Here is a 23,235-nt window from a genome sequence, read left to right as displayed (position 1 = left end):
TCGATATCCGATGGCGCCGATATTTATTCGGCGGAATCGGCGGAATCCGCGTTGAGAAGACCGTACCGTTCCTCGCCGATCTTTGACAGGAGCTCCAGTTGCGTTTCTAGAAAGTCGATATGACCTTCCTCGTCAGCCAGGAGTTCCTCGAAAAGCTTCATGGAGACGTAGTCGCCTGCCGCGTGACAGATATCGCGGGAAGCTTTGTAGGCCGTGCGGGCATCGTATTCACCGGCAAGGTCGGCTTCGAGCACTTCCTTGACGTTCTGGCCGATGCGCAATGGCGCCACAGTCTGAAGATTGGGGTGTCCTTCGAGAAAAATGATCCGCGCAACCAGCTTGTCCGCATGCTGCATCTCTTCGATGGATTCAGCACGCTCCTTCTTGGCAAGCTTGGTGTAACCCCAGTCCTCTAGAAGGCGGTAATGCAGCCAATATTGATTGACAGCGCCGAGCTCGAGAAACAGTGCCTCGTTAAGCCGCTCGATGACCTTTAAGTCGCCTTTCAATGTCCGCTCTCCTGGTTTCTTCGTGGAATTGTCTCAAGCGGGACATATATACGACGACCTCGGCTTCCGTCGAGTCGCGACGAGCGTGATATTCCTCGGTTGTGCGGATGATAAGATCAACGACGCTGGGGAAGCAGCCACAGCAACGGCCACGTTTGCTCATGGCATGATAGACCTTGGCCGGAACGATAAGCTGCCAACAATCTTCATTGAGCAGCTCAATGATAGTGTCGCGGATTTCCTTGTCGGTGATGTAATTGCAACTGCAAACTAGCATTCTCGCGTCGACCTGCGAAACATGAGCACTAACATCCTCTTTTGCGAAAGCGGTTGGCAGATGTCAAGAAAAATCTAAAGTTCGTCCTTTCTGGAGGAACTGGGGGATTATGTACCAGGTAAGGACGCGCGATCATTGATGTCGATCACATCAATGAAAATTCCGCCCCTTCGGCATTACCCGCCCCGGTTCGGGGACGTAAGACTGAAGAGTGTCCCTCCCCGCTGTTTTGGAAGAACGGTCGTCCATTCCGTTAGAGCGCCGCTTGCCCCGGTGATCACCGCCCGATTGCAGCGCTTCATCGGCGCGTGCGGACACGCCAAAACGTCGCGTCTCCTTCTGGAGAAGGCCGAGCATGGACGTGAGATCCTCGATATGCTCCACCACCGTGTGGATGACGCCGCTCTGGCTTTGCAGTCTCCCTTGAATCTTCACAAGCCGCGCACCCATTACAATTGGCCGATAGCGATCGAACGTCTTGGGCCAGACGATGGCATTGGCAACCCCGGTCTCATCCTCCAGCGTCATGAAGATCACGCCTCCGGCAGATCCCGGCCGCTGCCGCACCAACACAAGTCCGCCGATCGTGACCTTCCGTCCATTCGGGACATTCAACAGATCAACGCTGCGGGTGACCCCCATAGACCTGAACTCCTCCCGCAGGAACGAGACCGGATGGGCCTTGAGCGATAAGGAGAGGTATCGGTAATCCTCGATCACCTCTTCGCCTGGCAGCATGGCGGGAAGCGATACCTTCGTCTCCGGCCGAAGATCTAAGCCGTCCGCTACATCGAACAAGGGCAAATCCTCAGCGGTTTTTTTCCCATCGAGACCTCGAACGGCCCAGAGGGCTTCCCGACGGGAAAGCCCCATGGAGGTGAAAGCATCGGCATCCGCAAGCCGTTCGATATCCGATTTGTCGAGGCCGGAGCGCAGCCACAGATCGTGCACCGATATATATCCCCTACCCCGATTGGCGAGCAGGGTTTTCCTCAAGCCCTTTTCAGCAAGGCCTTTGACCTGTCTGAATCCCAGCCGAACGGCATATTTTGTCCTGATCACCTCCTTCATTGAAGCATGGCGGCCATCGATGGTATTTTTGTCAAAACGGCTTTCCTCCAAGGTGCAGTCCCAATCCGAATGATTGACGTCGACCGGAAGAATTTCGACCCCATGCTCCCGAGCATCCCGGATAAGCTGCGACGGCGCATAAAAACCCATGGGCTGTGAATTCAAAAGCGCTGCGCAAAAGACATCCGGATAATAGGCTTTGATCCAGGAAGACGCATAAACGAGCAAGGCGAAAGACGCCGCATGGCTTTCGGGAAAGCCGTATTCCGCAAAACCCTCGATCTGGCTGAAACAGCTTTCCGCGAATTCCCTAGAATAGCTGTTTTCCAGCATTCCATCGATAAAATCGCGCTTGAATTCCTCCACTCGCCCTGATCGCTTGAATGTCGCCATGGAACGGCGGAGTTTGTCGGCCTTTTCAGGAGAGAAGCCGGCACCCGTGATGGCGATCTGCATCGCCTGTTCCTGAAATAGCGGGACGCCAAGCGTTCTCTCCAATACCTTCTCCAATTCACCACTGGGATATTCGATAGGCTGCTTGTTCCTTACGGCTTCCCGCCGCTTCAGATACGGGTGGACCATGTTTCCTTGAATGGGACCCGGCCGCACGATCGCCACTTCGACGACGAGATCATAGAATATTCTCGGCCGAAGTCGGGGCAGCATGCTCATCTGCGCCCGGCTTTCGATCTGGAAGACTCCGATCGTATCGGCCCGGCAGATCATGTCGTAGACATTGCTATCCCTATCCTTCTGCAAAAGGTCGGCCAGGGTTTCGTTTACATCGTAGCGCAGACGCATGAGCTCGAATGCCTTCTTCAGGCAGGTCAGCATGCCGAGCGCAAGCACGTCGATCTTCAGGAGTTTGAGCGTATCGAGGTCGTCCTTGTCCCATTCGATCATATACCGCCCGGGCATGGCGGTTTTCATGATCGGCACGACCTCGTCGAGCCGGTCGCGCGTGATCAGGAAACCGCCGACATGCTGGGTGAGATGGCGCGGGAAGCCCATGAGTTCTCTTGCATGAGTAATAACCTTCTTGGTCGTCGGGTCCGACACATCGAGACCGGCGACCTTTGCTTCCCGCTCCGAAAGCCCCTCCTCGGACCAGCCCCAGACCGTGCTCGAAAGTGCAGCTTGCACATCCTCCGAAAGCCCGAAGGCCTTGGCCACCTCGCGGCCAGCCATCCGGGTTCGATAGCTGGTGACCGCCGCGGTCAATCCTGCATGGCGATAACCGTAGTGCTCATAAATATATTGGATGACTTCTTCACGGCGCGCATGTTCGAAGTCGACGTCAATGTCCGGCGGCTCGTTACGCTCAGTCGAGATGAACCTCGCGAATAGCAGCGTCGTAAATGTTGGATCGACTTCGGTAATGCCAAGACAAAAACAGACGGTGGAATTGGCGGCCGAACCGCGCCCTTGGCAGAGAATTTTCAAGACATGCCGGGCATGCCAAACAATGTGGCGCACCGTCAGGAAGTAAGGCTCGTATGCCATCTCCTTGATAAGATCGAGCTCGTACCTGATCTGATTGGAAACCTCCTCCCGAATGCCGTCAGGATAGCGGCGTTGGGCTCCTTCCCAGGTAAGCCGTTCCAGGGTTTCAGATACCGTTTCGCCTGAAACGCTCTCATCCGGGTAATTATGACTGAGTTCATCCAGAGAGAACTTCAGCCGACTGAAGAAGCGCTCCGTATTGGCAATTGCATCCGGATAGGTATGGAAAAGTCGCGCCATTTCAGCCGCATGCTTGATATGCCGCTCCCCATTCGGAGCCAGTCGGAAACCCGCCTGCTGAATTGTCACATGCTCCCGGATGGCGGTCATTACATCCGATAGCGACCGGCGATAGGGCAGATTGAAAAGCGGCAAGTTGGTCGCGATCAATGGCACGCGATTGCGGGAGGCGATTTGTGCAAAAGTTGCAAAAATAAATCCGTCCCGCCCGTCATAGGTCGGCGAAAGAGCGAGATAGATGTCCTTGCGGAATCGTTCGCGATAGCTCTTCAGACGATCGCTGAGATCAGCGAGATATCGAGGATCTTCTGCGGAGGAAAAATCCGGAATGATGGCAAGCATCATTTCGTCGCACCATTCCAGAAAGTCCCACTCTTCCAGAATGCAGGAGCCCTTTTCGGTCCGGAGGTTTCCCCGGCTAAGAAGCCGGCAAAGATTGGCCCAGCCCTTCCGGTTGCGGGGATAGGCGAGCACATCCGGTGTATCGTCAGAAAAAACGAGCCGCGCGCCGGGATAAAACGCGCAAGGTTCGATAGCCTCGTTCTCGCCTTCCTTCCTGCCCCGCTCCTGCTGGCGCTTGCAAGTCTCCCGCATTTCTCTGACCTGGTTATGCGCCCGAACCACGCCCGCTACGGAATTCCGATCGGCAATACCGAGACCGGAAAGTCCAAGCAGACTTGCGGCCAGCACCATCTCCTCCGGCCGCGCCGCTCCTTCCAGGAAGGAGAAATTGGTCTTTGCGCCGATCTCGAAGAAAGCCGGGATATCCTTCATGCGAAAATCCCCTGGACACGCCAGACGGGAGCTGCATCTCCCGTTTTGTAGTGACCCTCACGGAAAACCCAGAAGCGGCGGCCCGTTTCGCTTTCAAGGCGAAAATAATCGCGCTCCTCAGCATCCTTTCCGTCGAGCCACCATTCTGGAGAAATCCGTTCCGGGCCCTCGGCGCGCACGACCCGATGAACGATCCGCCGCCAGCGAAAACGCTGCGGAGGGCCGTCGGGAACCGTGGCGGCAAAAGCCTCGATAGGTTCCGGATACCGGAAGAGTCGCAGAGGCCGGTCGGCTTTCGGCATGAAGGCAAAAGCCTCTTCGACATTTTTACCCACGGCCCTCGCCGCCATCGCAGATAGGAAACTCTCTGCCCGCTCCGGCAGATGGCTTTGCCGCAATTCCGCAATCTGCAGACAGTTCGCGCCGAGCCGGGCCGAAACCTTGTCCACGAAATCTGCAAACGAGGCATCACTTTGGCCGTCGCCGGTGAAGTCATCCTGAGAGGGTTTGAAAACCTCGTGCTCGACCACGTTGAGACGGAGAAGCTCGAATCCGAATCCGGCATCAAGATCGTCGTGTACGGTCGCCAAGCGCTCGGAAAACAGCGAGGAAATCCGCTTTGGATCGCGTAGCGGCCGGGAAGCTCTCACCGAAATACGAAAGACGCAGCCGTCCACCCGGAACAGCACCAGCTCGAAGATGCGGCCGCCGACGCCACGGGCTTCCAGCTCCGGTTTCAGCGAAGACGCGACCTGCCCTGTCAATTGCAGGATATGCTCTTCCGCCTGGATCGGATCGGCAAGCTTTCGCTCGACAGACAAGGCGGCAACCGGCCGGCGGGGGGAAATGGCTTCTTCATGCAGCCCCAGTGCCTGATCCAGCCGCTGGAGCAGGCTCGTTCCGAAACGGCGCGCTAACGGCGCGCGCGGCATGGACAGAAGGTCGCCAATCCGCTTCAGTCCCAGCTTGTGGAGCGACGAGATCGCCATCGCGTCGAGACGCAAGGCGTTGACCGGCAGCGGCGCCAACGCTTCTTCAATGCCATCGTGGGAGATTACGCCGCCTAGGCCGAAACGGGAAGCGGCCCAGGAGAGGCCGGGCGACGAGGAGATCGCGCCGTTGACGTCGAAGCCCATCTGGAAAAGCCGACCTAGAATATCCTTGAGAAGCATTTCTTCTCCCCCGAAGAGATGGGCACAGCCGGTGATATCGAGGAAAAGCCCATCCAATCCGTCCAAAGCCACCAGAGGGGTATAGCGATCGCACCAGTCGGCGATGGCTTCGATGAGCGCCCGATCCGCTGCTTCGTCCTCGTCCATGACATGGATTGCCGGAAACATGGCGCGTGCTTCTGTCAGCCCCTGCCCTCGCCTCAGGCCGAAGCGTTCCGAAACCTCGTCAAGCGCCGTGAGCCGCATGGCATTGTCACGCCGCCCGACGCAGAGGATCGGCGGATGCTCAGGACGCCCTTTCGAGCGCCACGATATGCCCCAGAGTCGGCGCGCGATCCTGTCTGTCGGCAGATGCGGGAAGACCAGCGCCAGAATGCGCTGGCGGGGCATGGAAAGAGAAAACCTCTCCTGCCTTGGAATTGAGGGAAAATTGACGGTCATGGGGGTTCCACTCCAAAAGGAAGGAGAGCGGAGCCGGATTACGGCTCTTCTCCAAAATGAGTCGGAAAACGGGATAGCCGATGCTGCCGCCAAGCACGGATCCATCAGGAAGACGCCGGCCGGTGGCCGGCGCCGGTTCGGCAAGGAAGCGGAAGGAAGCGCTGCTCGCCTCTTCTTCGCCTGCATGCCGCAGCAGAAAAAGGGGGCGCCCCGCCGCCTTTGTCCGAAGGTTCAGCCTGCGGCTCTCGGTAAGGCCGAAATTCTTGAGATTGCCGCGGATCTCGAGAATGGTGGCGGAAAGCGCCCTGCTTGCCAGTGCAGTTTCCGCAAGCCATAGCGCCTCATCCAGCTTTCGCGGCACTGCATAAAGAACCTCCTGAGGTTTCAGCCCGAATTGCCCGAGGCCTGGCGCATAAGGAGCACCCGCCTCCTGCCTGGAAACGACATCACCGATCCACAGAACAGGCGCACCATCGGCTTTCCTTCTCTTAAGATGAGATGCGAGTGCGAAGGTGAAACCGCTTGCTGCGCCTGCATCTCCCATCGATCGCGTGCGGATTTCCGTAATTCCATCAAGCGGCAAGCCGCCCTCCAAGGCGACATCCAACGGGTCTATGCCGAAGGGAAGACGAGGCTGTTTTATCCTGGTTTTGCCGCATTCCGGCCTTTCGGCAGCCTGCGCCTGCTCTGCCGCGGCAAGTGCTGGCAGGGATTTTCCCTCCAGTCGGGCGATCTGTGCGCGCAGGGCAAAAAGTCTTTCCTGCGCCGTGGCGTTCTCGGCCATGGCGTCAGCTCCATCCATATATGTTCACTTTATGTTCTTATGGATTCCAGAGGTCGGAAGAAGAGTCAACAGAAGAGACGCGGGAATCTTTTCCTCTTCCGATAGGTCAATGATTCTTCTCTCGAAAAATATTGCCGGAGGCACTATATGGGCCTGATCAGAAGGAGAGCCCATGGCCCGCATTGACCAGACCGACGATTGGCAGGATCGCCATGCGCCGACGATCAGCACATTCGAGTCGCTGGCAATCGATGCTTATGGCCATCTGCCGGAGGAATTCCGGGCGCTCACGACCAATCTCATCATCGAGATCGAAGAATTTCCCGATGACGAGGTTTTCGAGGACATGGCGCTCGAGACTCCCTTCGATCTCCTTGGCCTGTTCGAGGGCCGCGGCATTTCCGAACGCTTCAACATGGAAACTGGCGAACTGCCGAACCGTATCCGGCTCTACCGACGCCCGATCCTCGATTATTGGGCCGAAAACGAGGAAACCCTGGGCGATATCATCACCCATGTGCTGATCCACGAGATTGGTCACCATTTCGGCTTGAGCGACGACGATATGGAGCGCATCGAAGCCAGCGCCGATGCTGCCGCACAGCGCTGATCGGCTTGACGCCTACTGCTCGCCGAGCTTCATGTCCGGATGATAGTCCTTGCCCTCCACGGTCTTCGTGACCGCCTGCCCACACTGCATTTCGCCGGTCGTGGCGTTGAAGGCATAGCTCGGCGAACCATGAAGCTCCCACCCCTTGTTCAGCGCAGCCGTCACCTTATGGCAGAAGGAAGCGTCGTCGGGGCCGGTGAGAAAACGGTAGAGTTTCATGGAGCGTTCTTTCGTTCGGTTAGGAATTTCGCCTTGGCAACAAGTTTCTCGGCCTCCACAAGGTGAAGGCGTTCCACCATCTGGCCGTTGAGATTGATGACATTGAGATGTCGCGCTTCCGGCTTCGCAAAGGCGGCGATGATCGTTTCAGCATCTTTCACCGCTTCCGGATCCGGTCCGAAATGCCGGTTGGCGGGCTCGATCTGGGCGGGATGGATCAGCATTTTCCCGGAAAAGCCCATGACGCGGCCTTGCCTGCATTCTGCCTCGAGAGCCTCCGTGTCCCGGAAATCGTTGAAGACGCTGTCTATGATGTCGATCCCATGGGCTCTGCCGGCCAGCACGATCTGCATCAGCCAGGGCACAAGATAGCCGCGACCCGGCTGCGACAGCACGCCGGTCTCCTTACGCAGGTCGTTGAGACCGACGACGAAACATTGGAGCCGTTCATCGGCAGCTCCGATCGCTGACGCGTTCAAGACGCCTTTCGGCGTTTCGATCATCGCCCATATGGCAAGATCGTCCGGAGCGCCGGCTTCCGAGAGAATATCCGCCACGGACTGTATCTGGGCCACCTGCTCAACCTTGGGAACCAGCACCACGTCCGGAGAGATTTCCACCGCAAGATCCATGTCTGCCTTGCCGAATTGGGTGTCGAGCGCATTGATGCGGACGACCCGTTCCACTCCTTGCAGCGGATTGTCCTTGAACAACCGGCGCAGATTCTCACGCGCCTCGGCTTTCTTCTCCGGCGCGACGGAATCTTCGAGGTCGAAGATCACGGCGTCGCAGTCGAGGGTCCGGATCTTTTCCAGAGCCCTCTGATTGCTGGCCGGCACGCTCAAAACCGAACGGCGAAACCGGAAGGGAGCGAAATTGATGTCGGTCAAGGAAGTCATCACGGCTTTCTGTCAATCTTTTGAAGTCCCGGCAATACCGCAATGCGCAAAACCCCTTGCAAGAAAGGGCGCGAGAGCCCACATTCTTCAACGAGAAAGGTTTGGATCATGCATAATATTCGCGTTTTCTTCGTCATCGTATCGGCGATTGCCTTGTTCGCCATGGCAGCGCTTCTGACGGCGTCACTCACTGTCGCCTTTGCCGGTATTCTTGCAGTTCTTTCCATCGGACGAGCAGTTTCAGCGCGGCTGAAGCCGGTTCCGGTGCGGGCGAAGACGGACAAGCGCGAGATGCATGTCTGGAACGACGGACGCGGAACGATCATAGACCTGTAAACCGGAAACGCCCTTTAAAGGCTAAAAGGCGCTGAAAACCAGCACATCGGCGTACCGGTTCCAGGCAAACAGCCCTTCAAATCCTTGTCGATTTGCTTTATGGCAGCTTCCGCAGATTAGTCCATGTGGAGGCAGATCGTGGAAAAATTCACCAAACTCACCGGCGTCGCAGCGCCGCTTCCGGTCGTGAATATCGATACGGACATGATCATTCCGAAGGACTACCTCAAGACGATCAAGCGCACCGGCCTCGGCAAAGGCCTCTTTGCGGAAGCCCGTTACACCGAAGACGGCGCTGAAAACCCGGGTTTCGTGCTGAATAAGCCCGCATACAGAAATGCCAAGATTCTGGTGGCCGGCGACAATTTCGGCTGCGGCTCTTCCCGTGAGCATGCTCCCTGGGCGCTGCTCGATTTCGGCATTCGCTGCGTCATCTCAACCAGCTTCGCGGACATCTTCTATAATAACTGCTTCAAGAACGGCATTCTGCCGATCGTCGTCAGCCCGGAAGACTTGGAAAAGTTGATGGACGATGCCGAACGCGGCTCGAACGCGGTTCTCACGGTAGACCTAGAAGCTCAGGAAATCACCGGTCCGGACGGCGGCTCGATCCATTTCGACATCGATCCCGGCCGTCGCCACATCATGCTCGAAGGCCTCGACGACATCGCCTCGACCATGAAGAGTGATGCCGCAATCAGGAGCTTCGAGACCAAGAACCGCACCGAGCGCCCCTGGCTCTGATCGGACGCTCTCATGGTCAAGCGGATTTCCTCCGGATCGCCTTTTGAAGCGCGGATCGGTTATTCACGCGCAGTCGTGGACCGGGACATGGTCTACGTCTCCGGCACGACGGGCTACGATTATGCGAAGATGGAAATGCCGGACGATGTCGCCGCCCAGACGCGCAACGCGCTCGGCACCATCGAAAAAGCACTGAAGGAGGCCGGAAGCGGTCTGCAAGATATCGTGCGTGTGCGTTATTACTTGGTCGATATGGTCGACTATGACGCCGTCGTTGATGTGCTCGGTGCAACCTTTTCTGAAGTCCGTCCCGCCGCGACCATGGTCGTCTGCGGCCTCACCACGCCTGAAATGAAAATCGAAATCGAAGTCACCGCCCGCATTGGCGCCGGTAGTTCCTGAACTTTTCCAGCCTCGTCCTCGACAGGCTCGGACGAGGTTTCGCCAGGCGCGAGATCCGCGCGGGAGGACCTGAGCCTGAAAAAACCAAGGACACCACAAGATATGGCAAAGAACCTCTTCCTCCTTCCCGGCGACGGTATCGGCCCTGAGGCCATGGGCGAAGTCCGCAAGATCATCGCTCATATGAACAGCGCCATGCAGGCCGATTTCGTGCTCGACGAAGGCTTGGTCGGGGGCTCAGCCTATGATGCTCACGGTGTCGCTATTTCCGAGGAAGACATGGCCAAGGCCATGAAGGCGGATGCGGTGCTCTTTGGCGCCGTCGGCGGGCCGAAATGGGATCATGTTCCTTACGAGGTCCGCCCGGAAGCCGGCCTGCTGCGTCTGCGCAAGGACTTGGAGCTCTTCGCCAATCTGAGACCTGCCATCTGCTATCCGGCTCTCGCATCCGCTTCGTCTCTGAAGCCGGAACTGGTCGAAGGTCTCGACATTCTGATCGTTCGCGAACTGACTGGCGGCGTCTATTTCGGCGAACCGAAGGAAATCATCGATCTCGGCAATGGACAGAAGCGCGGCATCGACACGCAGGTTTACGATACCTACGAGATTGAGCGGATTGCCGGCGTTGCCTTCGAGCTGGCCCGTACCCGCGGCAATGCCGTCTGCTCCATGGAAAAGCGCAACGTCATGAAGTCCGGCGTGCTCTGGAACCAAGTGGTCACCGAAACCCACAAGCGCTCCTATTCGGACGTAAAACTCGAACACATGCTGGCCGATGCCGGCGGCATGCAGCTGGTGCGCCAACCGAAGCAGTTTGACGTCATCGTTACGGACAATCTGTTCGGCGACATGCTTTCCGACGTCGCGGCAATGCTGACCGGCTCGCTCGGCATGCTGCCGTCCGCTTCGCTCGGCGCGCCCGACGCCAAGACGGGCAAGCGCAAGGCGCTTTATGAACCTGTCCACGGCTCGGCCCCCGACATCGCCGGCCAGGGCATTGCCAACCCGATTGCTATGATCGCCTCCTTTGCCATGTGCCTGCGTTATTCCTTCAACATGATCAAGGAAGCGGAAAATCTGGAAAAGGCGATCGCCAACGTGCTGGATCAGGGCATCCGTACCGGCGACATCATGGCCGAGGGCTGCCGCAAAGTGGGCACGTCCGAAATGGGCGACGCGATCCTCAAGGAGTTCGTCAGCCTCTCCGCCTGATGCCCTACCGGTCTTTCCGCAAAGAGCGGAAAGACCCTTTCGCCGTTTTGTTTTCAGCGTCTGGCTACCCATATCGAGAAATCTATGGGAGAGAGCACGGGGATCGCTCCCGCGCCACGGATAAAGGCTGATGAAACGGACAATCGAAAAACTGAAACACCGCCGCTATCGCTACCGTTCAGGGTCTTCCTCGCCCCGGTGGTGGTCCTACGCGCTGGTTACGGTCAACCTGATCCTGATCGCCTTTTTCCTGCTGGACGCTCCTGTCGGTTCCTATGCGGCCCATACCCGCAACCTTCTGAAGCCTTTTGGGGAAACCATTACCGACCTCGGCAAATCCGGCTGGATCCTGTTTGGAAGCGCTGTCATTTTCTTTGAGGCGCTGGCGGTCATCCGGCTTGCACCGACGCTGAAGACACGTTTCCAGGCAATGCTCGTCAGCCATATGGCCATCTACCTCTTTATCTGCGTTGCCGGCTCAGGCCTGGCGGTCAACCTCTTGAAGCGCGTCATTGGGCGCGCACGCCCCGTTCTTTACGAAGAGTGGAGTTCATACGGGTTCAATCCCTTTTCCGGCTCCCGCTTCGAGAGCTTTCCCTCCGGCCATGCGACGACTGTAGGGGCATTTCTGATGGCCATGGCCATCCTTGCCCCACCCTACAGGCTTCTTTTTCTGGTCATGAGCCTTTGGGTCGGTTTCTCGCGCGTCATCGTCGCCGCCCACTATCCAAGCGACGTCATCGCCGGCCTTTCCTTTGGCGCCTGGTTCTCGATTCTCATGGCAATCGTGTTCTCGCGTTATGGTTTGCTGTTCAGGCAGGAGCCGGGCGGGTGGCCGGTTTTACGCCGACCGATACCCTTGATCATGCGCCCTGACCGCTCAAATGCGTCTTTCCCGCCGCGCGGAATGCCGCCAAAGCGTGAGGAAAAGGCTTGAATGAAAGAAGGCCCGGCGCAATTTCCTGCACCGGGCCTTCTCCTTATCGGTTCCTTGCTGTGAAGGACTATTCGGCGTGGATATCCCGGTCCTTGGTTTCCGGCAGGAAGAGCAAGCCGATCACCAGCGTGATGCCCGCAAATACAATCGGATACCAGAGGCCGTAATAGATATCGCCCTTGGCGGCACTCATAGCGAATGCCGTTGCCGGCAGAAGACCGCCGAACCAGCCGTTGCCGATATGATAGGGCAGCGACATGCCGGTATAGCGGATGCGGGTCGGGAAGAGTTCGACCAGCAGTGCCGCGATCGGGCCGTAGACCATGGTAACGTAGATTACCAGCACCGTGAGGATGGCGATGATCGTCACCCAGTTGACCGCCTGCGGATCTGCTACCATCGAGAAGGCGCCGGAGTTCGGGACGGTATAAACTGCCATCTCCGTCACGCCCGTGGCTTCTTGTGCCGTCAGCAGCTTCTGCGAGACGAGATCCGGGCCGGAAACCGAGGCCTTGTTGCCGGCGCGAATGGCGGCAGCATCAAGCTTCAGTTCCGGATTGGCTGCAACGAAGGCATCAAGTTTTGCATCCGGCACCTTGGAGGCAGCGCGTGCCAGCGGATAACCGCTCGTCTGCAGGGCAATGTTCACCTGCTTCTGGAATGCTCCATCCTTGGCCTTTGCATCGGCACCGGCGGCGATGGCGTCATAGCTGGTGATCGTCGAATCGCCGATCTTGACCGTAGCAGGTTGTCCAGCCGGCCCTGCAACGACATCGTAAGGCACCGAATTGCGCGTCAGGTAAGCCGTCGCAATATCGCAAGAGGTGGTGAATTTAGCAGTGCCGGTCGGGTTGAACTGGAATTTGCAGTCGCCCGGAGCTGCCGTCACTGTCGCCCGCACGGTTTCCTGAGCCTGCGCCAGAGCCGGATTGCCGGCCCAGGTCATAGCCTTGAACAGCGGGAAATAGGTCACCATGGCCAGAAGTAGGCCCGCCATGATGATTGGCTTGCGTCCGATCTTATCGGAAAGCCAGCCGAAGAAGACGAAGAAGCCGGTGCCCAGAAGAAGCGACGCGGCAACCATCAGGTTTGCGGACTGCGCATCAACCTTGAGAATATTCTGAAGGAAGAACAGCGCGTAGAACTGGCCGGAATACCAGACGACGGCCTGGCCGACCACGGCGCCGAACAGGGCGAGAAGTGCGATCTTCGCATTCCGCCACTGGCCGAATGCCTCGGTGAGCGGCGCTTTCGATCCCTTGCCCTCTTCCTTCATTTTCTTGAAGGCAGGCGATTCGTTCATCTTCAGGCGGATCCAGACCGAAACGCCGAGCAGGATGACCGAGAGAAGGAACGGAACGCGCCAGCCCCAGGCTGCAAACGCTTCTTTTCCCACGAGCAGCTGGATGCCGAGGATGACGAGCAGCGACAGGAACAGGCCAAGCGTCGCCGTGGTTTGAATCCAGGACGTGAAGAAGCCGCGTCGGCCATGCGGCGCATGTTCGGCGACATAAGTCGCAGCACCGCCATATTCGCCGCCGAGCGCCAGACCCTGTAGCATGCGCAGGGCAATCAGAAGAATGGGGGCCGCGATCCCGATGGAGGCTGCGCCCGGCAAAATGCCGACCAGGAAGGTCGAAAGACCCATGATCAGAATGGTGACGAGGAAGGTGTATTTGCGTCCGACGAGGTCGCCGAGACGGCCGAACACAAGCGCCCCGAAAGGACGGACCAGGAAGCCCGCTGCAAAGGCCAATAGAGCAAAGATGTTCCGGGTCGTTTCCGGATACTGGCTGAAGAAGGCAGCGCCGATGAAGGTTGCCAATGAGCCGTAAAGATAGAAGTCATACCATTCGAAAACAGTGCCGAGCGACGAGGCGAAGATAACCTTCTTCTCCTCTCGCGTCATACCGCCGGTTCTTACCTCGGCGGTCGTTGCGACATTAGCCATTGTCGTCCTCCCAAAGAATAAACTCGCGTGCCGGCTCCGTGTCCTTTTCCCTCCTGGACATGAATAAGGCGACGCATTGTCGCAGATTGGCAGAATTCTGGCCAAAGGAAGAGAGATGCTTTGGGATTATGACTTTCGTCTAATACCGCGATTTCCTCGAACTGAAATGGTGCGGTGCAGTGTCGTAGCTGCGCCGACAATGCAGGCCTCGCTTGACTCATGGCGAAAATCTTCTAAACACCTTCGCGAACGGAAAGACACATCTATGCGTGCTTGCGAATTCGACATCGCTGCCTTCGCACTGCCGGCTGCTCAGCTCGGGCAGCGCGGATGTTTTTCCGCTTTCTTCAAAACCATGGCCAAAACGACGACGAAAACCGTCTGACGTCTCTGGCCGCCGCTCTCTCCCCGGCAAGGCCGGGGACCAGGAATACGCGGACAAGATCCCGCGGCTTCCCCCTCACCGGATCGAGGAGAGACAGAAAGAGAGCAAGAAAATGGGTTTCAAGATTGCAGTCGCCGGGGCAACCGGCAATGTCGGCAGGGAAATGCTGACTATTCTTTCCGAACGCGGCTTTCCAGCGGATGAGGTTGTGGCGCTCGCTTCCGCTCGTTCCCAGGGCACCGAAGTGTCCTACGGGGACCGGACGCTGAAGGTTTCCAATCTCGAAAACTACGACTTTTCGGACACCGACATCTGCCTGATGTCGGCCGGCGGCGAGATCTCCAAGAAGTGGTCGCCCAAGATCGGCGCCCAGGGCTGCGTCGTCATCGATAACTCGTCTGCCTGGCGCTACGACTCGGAAGTGCCGCTAATCGTGCCGGAAGTGAACCCGGATGCGATCGATGGATTTACCAGGAAAAACATCATCGCCAACCCGAACTGCTCGACCGCTCAACTCGTCGTCGCGCTGAAGCCGCTCCACGACTTCGCCAAGATCAAGCGCGTCGTGGTTTCCACCTACCAGTCCGTTTCCGGTGCAGGCAAGGAAGGCATGGACGAGCTCTTTACCCAGACCCGCGCCGTTTTTGTCGCCGACCCGGTCGAGACGAAGAAGTTCACCAAGCGCATCGCCTTCAACGTCATCCCGCATATCGATGTCTTCATGGAAGACGGGTATACGAAGGAGGAATGGAAGGTGCTGGCCGAAACCAAGAAGATGCTTGACCCGAAGATCAAGGTAACCTGCACGGCCGTGCGCGTCCCCGTCTTCATCGGTCATTCGGAATCGGTCAACATCGAGTTCGAAAACGAGATCACCGCCGACCAGGCCCGCGATATCCTGCGCGAAGCTCCGGGCTGCCTGGTGATCGACAAGCACGAAAACGGCGGCTACATCACGCCTTACGAGTGCGCCGGTGAAGATGCCACCTACATCTCCCGCATTCGCGAAGATGCAACGGTTGAAAACGGTCTCAATATGTGGGTCGTTTCCGACAACCTGCGCAAGGGTGCCGCGCTGAACGCCGTGCAGATTGCCGAGCTTCTCGTCAATCGGGGGCTGATCAAGCCGCGCAAGGCAGCCGCCTGAAAGCGATTAATTTATTAAACATGTTAGGATAGAAACCCTGCCAGAAATGGCGGGGTTTTCTCTCCGAATCATCGCGCATCACGAACTGTTCATGAACGGGTGAGTTGCGAAAGTTTGCAACCACCGCCATAAGGCCGAAAAACACATCCTCCGGACGCTGCGGCCAGGCGATCCGGCTGACCACGGGTTAACTGCATGAAGAAGATTTTGCTGGCAGGATTGATTGCAACCGGTTTGACCACCACTCCGGCTTTTGCAGCGCTTCAATGCGGTAACGACTCATCCGGCTTTGCCCGGTGGGTCGACGAGTTCAAGCGCGTGGCTCCGGCGAATGGCATCAGCCCGTCGGTAGTGGAAAAAGCCTTCGCCGGCGTCTCTTATAACCGCGAAACGATCCGAGCCGATCGGGGTCAGAAAAGCTTCAAGCTCTCCTTTGACGAATTCATGCGCAAACGTGGCGGGGCCGCCATCATCTCCCGCGGCAAAAGCATGAAGTCCGGCAATGCATCCCTCTTCGCCTCGATCGAACGCCGTTACGGCGTGCCGGCCGGACCGCTCCTTGCCATCTGGGGCATGGAGACCGGCTTCGGCGGCTTCATGGGCAATCAACATACGCTGTCTGCCGTCGCAACGCTGGCTTATGACTGCCGCCGTTCGGCCTACTTCACGGAACAGCTCTACGCCGCTCTCCAGCTCGTCGCTCGCGGAGACCTGAGCACCTCGGCCAAGGGTGCGGCTCACGGCGAGATCGGCCAAACCCAGTTCCTGCCGCTAAACGTCGTACGCTACGGCGCCGATGGGGACGGGGATGGCCATATCGATATGGTTCGCTCGCGCGCCGACGCGCTTGCCTCGACCGCCAATTTCCTGCGTGGACATGGCTGGCGAGCCGGTGCCGGCTACCAGCCCGGGGAACCGAATTTCGGTGCCATCCAGGGCTGGAATGCCGCAAGCGTCTATCAGCGGGCGATCGCCTATATCGGCGCCGAGATCGACGGTCGGTAACTCGGAAAAATCAGGTCAGGCCGACGCCTGTTCGGCCTGAAGGCGCGGATCGTCCAGCTCCGGACGAATGAAGTCGCCCTTCTCGTTCATCACCCACAATTCGCCGGTCGAGATGTCGAACCAGGCACCATGGATGCTGAGTTCGCCTTTCTCGCAGCGTTTGCGCACGAACGGAAATGTTTCGAGATTGGCGATCGAGTTGCGGATCGACACGCGTTCAAGTGCCGTCTGCCGCTCGGCCTGGGTCATAAAATCATTGCTTTGGATCAGTTCGGCCGCCGGCCGGACCAGCGCCATCCACCGACCGATGAAGTCGCCGGGCGAAAGCGGCTCCATCGCCGGATCGAGCGCTGCCCGGATTCCGCCACAGCGGCCATGGCCCATTACTACGATATTCTCGATCTCCAGCACCTGTACCGCGTATTCCACCGCCGCCGAAGTGGCGTGAAACTGACTGTCCGGCTCATAGGGCGGTACCATGTTGGCGACGTTGCGGACCACGAAAAGTTCGCCCGGGCCGCAATCGAAAATAGTTTCCGGCGCAGCGCGGGAATCGCAACAGGCAATGAGAAGCGCGTGGGGTTTCTGTCCGGTTTCGGCCAGCACCCGGTAGCGTTCGCGTTCGTCGGCGTAACGCCCGCTCATGAAATTGCGGTAGCCCGCTAGAAGTCTGTCTGGAAAATCCGTCATGGGGAAAACGATTATAGCGGCAGGCGCCTAATTTCAACGGTCATTTGTGCAGTTGCTAAGATGAGAACCGAATCACCGCTTCGCCCGTTGCAGCGGGTGCACGAGCCTGCGCATCTGTACCATCGCCATCGGCGTGGAGAGGCTGGAAGCGTCGGTCTCCAATGTCAGTTCGTCGCCTCCCCGCTTGGCCGTGCGCGCCAGAATCTCGAAGACGCTTGCCGTCGCAAGCTGCAGCGCCTTTTCCTCTTCCATGCCTGCCAGAATACGCCCCAGGAAAAGTGCGCTGAGGAGATCGCCGAGGCCGTTCGGCGGATTGTCGATCAGCCGATGTTCGGCAAGCAACGCATGTTTTCCGGTGAGATAGAGATTGCCTGTGCCGCCTGCCATCATCGGAACGGCAGAGGTCACCAGAATGCGGGGCGGTCCGAGCGCGATCGCTGCGTCCATGATCTCGTTGTTGGTTTCCAGTGGCGCCCCTGAAAGCCAGGCAAGCTCATAACGATTGGGCGTGGCAATGGTGGCAAGCGGAATGAGTTCGTCGCGGATCGCCTCCGCGGTCGGCTGCGGGATATAGAGCCCGCCGAGGTCGCCCATCACCGGGTCGCAGACATAGAGGAGTTGCGGATTCTTCTCCCTCAAGGCCCGAACCAGCCGAGCCACCGAACGCGGCTGGGCTGCATTTCCAAAATAGCCCGTCAGGACGGCCTTTACCTCACCCAGCCATGGCGCGCGGATGAGATCGTCTATAGCTTTGTCGAAATCCGATTCGTGGAAAGTCAACCTCGTGGAAGGCCCATGACCCGGATGCCAGGGAAGAACGATGGTTGGCATTGCCCACACTGGATATCCAAGCGTTTCCAAGGCGAAAACGGCGGCGCGATTGCCGACGGAGCCGCGGATGACGTGGCTGGAAATGACGATGACGGCATTGCTGTTGTCCTGCATGGATCCGCTTTCCGACTTCAATGGCCTGTTGATGGTTTCTTCGCACCGCTGTGTCAATAATAGTCGAGAAGAATGCGGCAACCTCGCATGCGGACATGGATCGGCCACGTTGCCGCAAGATGACAGAGCATGAAATAATTCGGTTTAATCAAAAAAGGGGAGGGAGAAAATATGGCCGTCAGGCAGAATCCGAAGCGTGAAAAACAGATTGAAAACGCGCGCAAGGTTGCCACCCAGGACAAGGGACCGCTTCTGGACCCCCTCATCCTGTTTGGCCGAGCCAGCAATGACGACCTTGAGAACTATACTCCTGAAATGCTGGCCCTATCCGCAAGGCACGCGGCCGAACGGTTGAATGCTTGGCCACGGGTCAGGGCGGATATCACGGTAACGCCTATAGCCGGGGTGGAGCCCAAAGGCGTGCCGGTTTCCGTCTTGACGATTGTCGATCGGAACATGCCTTTCCTTTTCGATTCAGTCATGGGTGAGGTGACGGCCACCCACCGTGATCTGATGCTGGCCGTTCACCCGATATTGCTTCTTGAGCCAGGCAAGGAGCCGGTGCTTCGCTCTAATGAGAATCCTGGGAATCCAGCTCATCACGTAAGCCTGATACAGATCCATATCGCGCCACTCTCGCAGGAGCAGTCAACGGCGCTGACAGAACGCCTTGGTTACATCCTGGATCAGGTGCACCTGTCCATCTCCGATTGGAGCGCGATGCTGGATGTTCTCAAGGGCGCCGCCGGCCAACTCAACAATTCGACCAGCCGTCGGAAGGCCGATCGCGAAGAGGCGATCGCATTCCTGGAATGGCTGCGCGACGACAATTTCACTTTTCTCGGCATGCGGGAATATGTCTATTCCGGCAAAGGCCCCGAAGCGAAGGTGGAGCGCGGCAAAGGCCGTGGTCTGGGCATATTGTCCGACCCGGACGTCCTGGTGTTGCGCCAGGGCAAGGACGCCGTGACGACCACACCGGAAATCCTTGAATTCCTCGATGGACCGGATTTCCTGATCGTCACGAAAGCAAACGTGAAATCCGTGGTCCATCGTCGGGCTTATATGGACTATGTCGGCGTCAAGCGTTTCGACGAGAATGGCGAGGTCGTCGGAGAACTGCGCATCGTCGGCCTCTTCACGGCCACCGCCTATACCCACTCCGTTCGCGATATCCCGCTCCTGCGCGCCAAGGCCGCCAGAATTGAGGAACACTTCGGCTTCGATCCGGACAGCCATTCAGGCCGCATGCTGGCAAATACGCTGGAATCCTATCCGCGTGACGACCTTTTCCAGATCGACACCGACCTGCTTGCTCGCTTCTGCGAGCAGATCATGGAATTGAGCGAACGGCCTCGTGTACGCGCGCTGCCACGCATCGATCATTTCGATCGGTTCGTTTCGGTGATCATTTACGTTCCGCGGGAGGATTACAATTCTCTGGTGCGTGAAAAGGTGGGCGACTATCTCGCAAATATCTACGACGGGCATATCTCTGCCTACTATCCGGCCTTTCCGGAAGGCGGTTTGGCCCGCGTACACATGATCGTAGGTCGACGCGGCGGCAAGACTCCACGTGTTCCGCAGGCAAAGCTCGAAGAGGCAATCCGACTTATCGCGACCCCTTGGGAGGATCGTTTTGCGGCCTTGGCAAAACAAGGCCCTCGCCTCTCCGTAACGCAGGCCTTCCAGGAAGCCTTTTCCCCCGAGGAAACCTTTGAGGATCTTCCCGATATCGTCGCCTGCGCTGCCGGTGAAACGATCCGCATCGCCTTCTATCGCCGCCCCGCCGATACTGCCGCCACCGTTTCGCTGAAGATTTTCCACAAGGGCCGGCACCTCTCGCTCTCCCGCCGTGTACCGCTTCTTGAAAACCTGGGTTTCCATGTGGTCAGCGAGCAGACTTTCGAACTCAATGTCGGGTTGGGGAGTGATCGCAAATTGGTCGTACTGCACGACATGGAATTGCAGGTTAATAATGCGCGGGAAATCGACCTTTCCCATGAAGGCATGTTACTGGAGGAGGCCTTCCTATCGGCTTTCGATGGCGCAATCGACAATGATGGTCTGAACCGGCTGGTGCTGCTCGCCGGACTTTCCGCACGAGAAGTCACTGTGTTGCGAGCCTATTCCCGATATCTTCGCCAGACCGGGATCGTATACTCGCAAAATTACATCGCCGACACGCTGAACAAATACCCTGCCATCTCGGCCGCCATCTTCCGTCTCTTCCGCGACGGCTTCGATCCGAAGCTTGGAGAAAAGGTGCGGGTGAAGAAGCTGACGGAAGCCCATGCCGAGATCGAAGCCGCTCTCGGTAACGTCCCGAACCTCGACGAGGACCGGACGCTGCGCCGTTTCGTCAACGCCGTCGATGCCACCCTGAGGACGAACTATTTCCAGCGCGACGCCCAAGGATCACCAAAGCGAATGTTGGCCTTCAAGCTCGATCCAAAACTCCTCGACGGGCTGCCTGAGCCAAAACCGTTCCGAGAGATCTTCGTTTACGGCACCGAGGTCGAAGGCGTGCATTTGCGCTTCGGCAGAGTTGCACGCGGCGGCTTGCGCTGGTCGGATCGTGGCGAGGATTACCGAACCGAGGTTTTGGGCCTAGTGAAGGCCCAGCAGGTCAAGAACGCGGTCATCGTACCGGTGGGCGCCAAAGGGGGGTTCTTCCCCAAGATGCTGCCCGTCGGAGGCTCCCGCGACGAGGTCTTTAACGCCGGACGGGAAGCCTACAAGACCTATATCAGAACGTTGCTCTCTATCACCGACAACATCGTCGATGGCGAAATCGTACCGCCGGCGGATACGATGCGCATCGACGGCGACGACCCCTATTTTGTCGTAGCGGCCGACAAAGGCACCGCCACCTTCTCCGACACCGCCAACGGATTGGCCCAGGAAGCCGGCTTCTGGCTGGACGACGCCTTCGCCTCAGGGGGCTCCGCCGGCTACGACCACAAGAAGATGGGCATTACCGCCCGCGGCGCCTGGGAGGCCGTCAAGCGGCATTTCCGCGAGAAGGACATCGACATCCAGACCACGCCCTTCACTGTGGCTGGTGTCGGAGATATGTCCGGCGACGTTTTTGGCAACGGAATGCTGCTGTCCCGCAAGATCAGGCTCATTGCCGCCTTCGATCATCGTGACATCTTCATCGATCCTGATCCGGACACTGAAAAGTCCTTTGTCGAACGCGAGCGCCTCTTCGCCCTGCCGCGGTCGAGCTGGCAGGATTACGACCGGACGACGATGTCCAAAGGCGGTATGATCATTTCGAGAGCCGAGAAGGCCGTTAGGCTGACCCCGGAAGCGGCCGCAGCGATCGGCATCGACAAGACGACGGCAACGCCTTTCGAGATCATGACGGCGATCCTGAAGAGCCCCGTAGACCTGCTCTGGTTCGGTGGCATCGGCACCTATATCAAGGCCGCTTCCGAAGCCGACACCGAAGTGGGCGACCGCGCCAACGATCCGATCCGCATTACTGCGGCGGACGTGCGTGCGAGCGTGATCGGCGAGGGTGCCAATCTTGGCGTCACCCAAAAGGGCCGCATCGCTTATTCGCTCGCCGGCGGGCGCTGCAATTCGGACGCGATTGACAATTCCGCGGGCGTCAATTCCTCGGACGTCGAGGTCAACATCAAGATCGCGCTCAACTCGGCGATGCAGGACGGTCGGTTGACGCGGGAGAAGCGCAACCAGCTTCTCTCCTCGATGACCGACGAGGTGGCCGGGCTCGTTCTGCGCAACAATTATCTTCAGCCGCTGGCAATCTCCCTTACCGAGAGAAAGGGCGTCGCCAACCGGGAAGAACTGTCACGCCTCATGTCCGTGCTTGAGAGCCAGGGCCTCCTGAACCGTAAGGTGGAAACGCTTCCCGATGACAACGAACTGGCCGAACGGTATCTTTCCAACCGCCCCCTGACCCGGCCGGAAATCGGTATTCTGCTCTCCTATTCGAAGATCGTCCTGTTCGACGCACTGATCGACAGCTCCATCCCGGACGATCCCTATTTTTCTGCCGTGCTGAAAGCTTATTTCCCGGCAAAGATGCAGAAGCCCTACGCAGCCGATATCGAAAATCATCGCCTGCATCGGGAGATCGTGGCAACCGCCTTGGCCAATGAGGCCATCAATCGGGGTGGGCCCGGTTTCGTACAGCTGATGAGTGACGTGACGGGCGCTGCGGCATCAAATGTCGTCAAGGCAGCTTTTCTGGCACGCGACAGTTTCGACCTGCCGAAGCTGTGGGCGGAAATCGATGCATTGGACGGCCGGATTTCGGGCCAGGTCCAAAACGATCTCTACGCCCGCACCACGCTGATCTTCGCGGAAGCGACCCGGCTCATTCTTCAGACGCAGGTCGGCGCCGGCGATATGACCGGTGCCATGAGCCGGCTCAGAGCCGCAATTAAGGGCCTGCGTTCCTCCATCACCGCCGGAAGCATTCTGGAAACCGCGGCACAGGCCACGGAGTTCGAGGCACAGGGCGTCCCTTCGGCGGTCGCACGGGAAATCCTGCTGTTGCCAACCCTGGTTCTCCTGCCCGAAATCATGCTGGTTGCCAATCGTACCGGCGAGACCATGGCGCGCGCAACGGAAAGCTACTTCGCTGTCACCGAGACGTTCCGCATCAATCGGCTGATCGGTGCCGGCGAGCGAATTGCCACCTCAGATCACTACGAGAGTCTGGCGCTTTCACGCAGCCTGCAGCAGATCGCCTCAGCCCGACGTGACATCATCATCGCCGCCCTCACGGCTCATCCAAAGGAAAAGAAGCCGCTGCAGGCGTGGGTTGGCAATGACCGGACGCGCGTGAACCGCATCGGAGCAGAACTTATGGCTCTGAGCGAGGGCAGCGATCTCACGCTTCCCAAGATCACCGTTGCCGCCGGGCTTCTCGGAGATCTCGCACGCGGACCGGCAATCTAGCAAAGGGGAGAGGCCGCAGACCGTCCGGCGGTCCCCACCATGAT

The 23,235-nt window shown here is 58.3% G+C and carries 19 protein-coding genes; 9 read left to right on the top strand and 10 right to left on the bottom strand.

The genetic code is table 11. The features are described from left to right. Positions 1–23: 23 nt before the first annotated feature. The 5 genes from bfr to EDE09_RS28650 all read right to left on the bottom strand — a co-directional run bounded on the left by bfr (position 24) and on the right by EDE09_RS28650 (position 6,771). Positions 24–509, bottom strand: coding sequence for a bacterioferritin (gene bfr / locus EDE09_RS14050; RefSeq protein ID WP_105372165.1), 486 nt, complete (start codon positions 507–509; stop codon positions 24–26). Further along, on the bottom strand, positions 475–786 hold the full coding sequence (locus EDE09_RS14045; RefSeq protein WP_132411082.1) for a (2Fe-2S)-binding protein: 312 nt from the start codon (positions 784–786) through the stop codon (positions 475–477). The genes bfr and EDE09_RS14045 overlap by 35 nt, the downstream gene beginning before the upstream one ends. Before the next feature lie 150 nt (positions 787–936). Continuing rightward, positions 937–4,374 carry an error-prone DNA polymerase gene (locus EDE09_RS14040; protein ID WP_132411080.1) on the bottom strand — a complete coding sequence of 1,146 codons (3,438 nt, stop codon included), beginning with the start codon at positions 4,372–4,374 and terminating at the stop codon, positions 937–939. After that, positions 4,371–5,936 carry a DNA polymerase Y family protein gene (locus tag EDE09_RS14035; protein ID WP_245422849.1) on the bottom strand — a complete coding sequence of 522 codons (1,566 nt, stop codon included), beginning with the start codon at positions 5,934–5,936 and terminating at the stop codon, positions 4,371–4,373. Before EDE09_RS14035 ends, EDE09_RS14040 begins: the two co-directional genes overlap by 4 nt. Beyond that, complete coding sequence (locus EDE09_RS28650; protein ID WP_245422851.1) at positions 5,833–6,771, bottom strand: hypothetical protein; 939 nt, start codon at positions 6,769–6,771, stop codon at positions 5,833–5,835. Before EDE09_RS28650 ends, EDE09_RS14035 begins: the two co-directional genes overlap by 104 nt. A 172-nt stretch (positions 6,772–6,943) precedes the next feature. On the opposite strand from EDE09_RS28650, the gene EDE09_RS14030 reads away from it, so the two are divergent. Beyond that, positions 6,944–7,381 (top strand): metallopeptidase family protein, encoded by a 438-nt coding sequence (locus EDE09_RS14030; protein ID WP_105372169.1) that lies wholly within the window; start codon positions 6,944–6,946, stop codon positions 7,379–7,381. Positions 7,382–7,393: 12 nt separating this feature from the next. On the opposite strand, the gene EDE09_RS14025 is transcribed toward EDE09_RS14030, so the two are convergent. Next, a complete protein-coding gene (locus EDE09_RS14025) occupies positions 7,394–7,600 on the bottom strand; it encodes a DUF1737 domain-containing protein (RefSeq protein WP_105372170.1) in 207 nt (68 codons plus the stop codon). Next, positions 7,597–8,499 (bottom strand): CoA ester lyase, encoded by a 903-nt coding sequence (locus EDE09_RS14020; RefSeq protein ID WP_105372171.1) that lies wholly within the window; start codon positions 8,497–8,499, stop codon positions 7,597–7,599. The genes EDE09_RS14025 and EDE09_RS14020 overlap by 4 nt, the downstream gene beginning before the upstream one ends. 108 nt (positions 8,500–8,607) lie before the next feature. On the opposite strand from EDE09_RS14020, the gene EDE09_RS14015 reads away from it, so the two are divergent. The 5 genes from EDE09_RS14015 (at position 8,608) to lpxE (ending at position 12,130) form a co-directional block, all read left to right on the top strand. Further along, positions 8,608–8,835, top strand: coding sequence for a hypothetical protein (locus tag EDE09_RS14015; RefSeq protein ID WP_105372172.1), 228 nt, complete (start codon positions 8,608–8,610; stop codon positions 8,833–8,835). A 138-nt stretch (positions 8,836–8,973) separates the two neighbouring features. Beyond that, complete coding sequence (leuD, locus tag EDE09_RS14010; protein ID WP_105372269.1) at positions 8,974–9,579, top strand: 3-isopropylmalate dehydratase small subunit; 606 nt, start codon at positions 8,974–8,976, stop codon at positions 9,577–9,579. A gap of 12 nt (positions 9,580–9,591) precedes the next feature. Then, positions 9,592–9,981 (top strand): RidA family protein, encoded by a 390-nt coding sequence (locus tag EDE09_RS14005; RefSeq protein WP_105372173.1) that lies wholly within the window; start codon positions 9,592–9,594, stop codon positions 9,979–9,981. 102 nt (positions 9,982–10,083) lie between these two features. Beyond that, entirely contained in the window at positions 10,084–11,193 is a 1,110-nt protein-coding gene (leuB, locus tag EDE09_RS14000) for a 3-isopropylmalate dehydrogenase (protein WP_105372174.1), read from the top strand. A gap of 130 nt (positions 11,194–11,323) precedes the next feature. Continuing rightward, positions 11,324–12,130, top strand: coding sequence for a lipid A 1-phosphatase LpxE (gene lpxE / locus EDE09_RS13995; RefSeq protein WP_105372175.1), 807 nt, complete (start codon positions 11,324–11,326; stop codon positions 12,128–12,130). 67 nt (positions 12,131–12,197) lie between these two features. On the opposite strand, the gene EDE09_RS13990 is transcribed toward lpxE, so the two are convergent. Next, entirely contained in the window at positions 12,198–14,081 is a 1,884-nt protein-coding gene (locus tag EDE09_RS13990) for an MFS transporter (protein ID WP_105372176.1), read from the bottom strand. A 497-nt stretch (positions 14,082–14,578) separates the two neighbouring features. Between EDE09_RS13990 and EDE09_RS13985 the strand changes: the two genes are divergently transcribed. Together EDE09_RS13985 and EDE09_RS13980 are read left to right on the top strand one after the other, a co-directional pair. After that, a complete protein-coding gene (locus tag EDE09_RS13985) occupies positions 14,579–15,613 on the top strand; it encodes an aspartate-semialdehyde dehydrogenase (RefSeq protein WP_105372177.1) in 1,035 nt (344 codons plus the stop codon). Positions 15,614–15,808: 195 nt separating this feature from the next. Then, positions 15,809–16,618 (top strand): lytic transglycosylase domain-containing protein, encoded by an 810-nt coding sequence (locus EDE09_RS13980; RefSeq protein ID WP_105372178.1) that lies wholly within the window; start codon positions 15,809–15,811, stop codon positions 16,616–16,618. Between the two features lie 15 nt (positions 16,619–16,633). Here EDE09_RS13980 and EDE09_RS13975 read toward each other — a convergent pair whose 3' ends face one another. After that, entirely contained in the window at positions 16,634–17,308 is a 675-nt protein-coding gene (locus tag EDE09_RS13975) for a carbonic anhydrase (RefSeq protein ID WP_132411078.1), read from the bottom strand. A 72-nt stretch (positions 17,309–17,380) separates the two neighbouring features. After that, the gene (pdxY, locus tag EDE09_RS13970; RefSeq protein WP_105372180.1) at positions 17,381–18,253 is read right to left on the bottom strand and encodes a pyridoxal kinase PdxY; all 873 of its coding nucleotides are present in this window, start codon (positions 18,251–18,253) and stop codon (positions 17,381–17,383) included. Positions 18,254–18,424: 171 nt separating this feature from the next. Between pdxY and EDE09_RS13965 the strand changes: the two genes are divergently transcribed. Beyond that, a complete protein-coding gene (locus EDE09_RS13965; protein WP_132411076.1) occupies positions 18,425–23,191 on the top strand; it encodes an NAD-glutamate dehydrogenase in 4,767 nt (1,588 codons plus the stop codon). Positions 23,192–23,235 lie beyond the last annotated feature (44 nt).

Origin of the sequence: Neorhizobium sp. S3-V5DH (assembly GCF_004343065.1) — a bacterium.
GTDB classification, from domain to species: Bacteria; Pseudomonadota; Alphaproteobacteria; order Rhizobiales; family Rhizobiaceae; genus Neorhizobium; species Neorhizobium huautlense.
The sequence above is the reverse complement of the archived record's forward strand: the minus strand, read 5'-3'. Positions and strand labels throughout refer to the sequence as shown.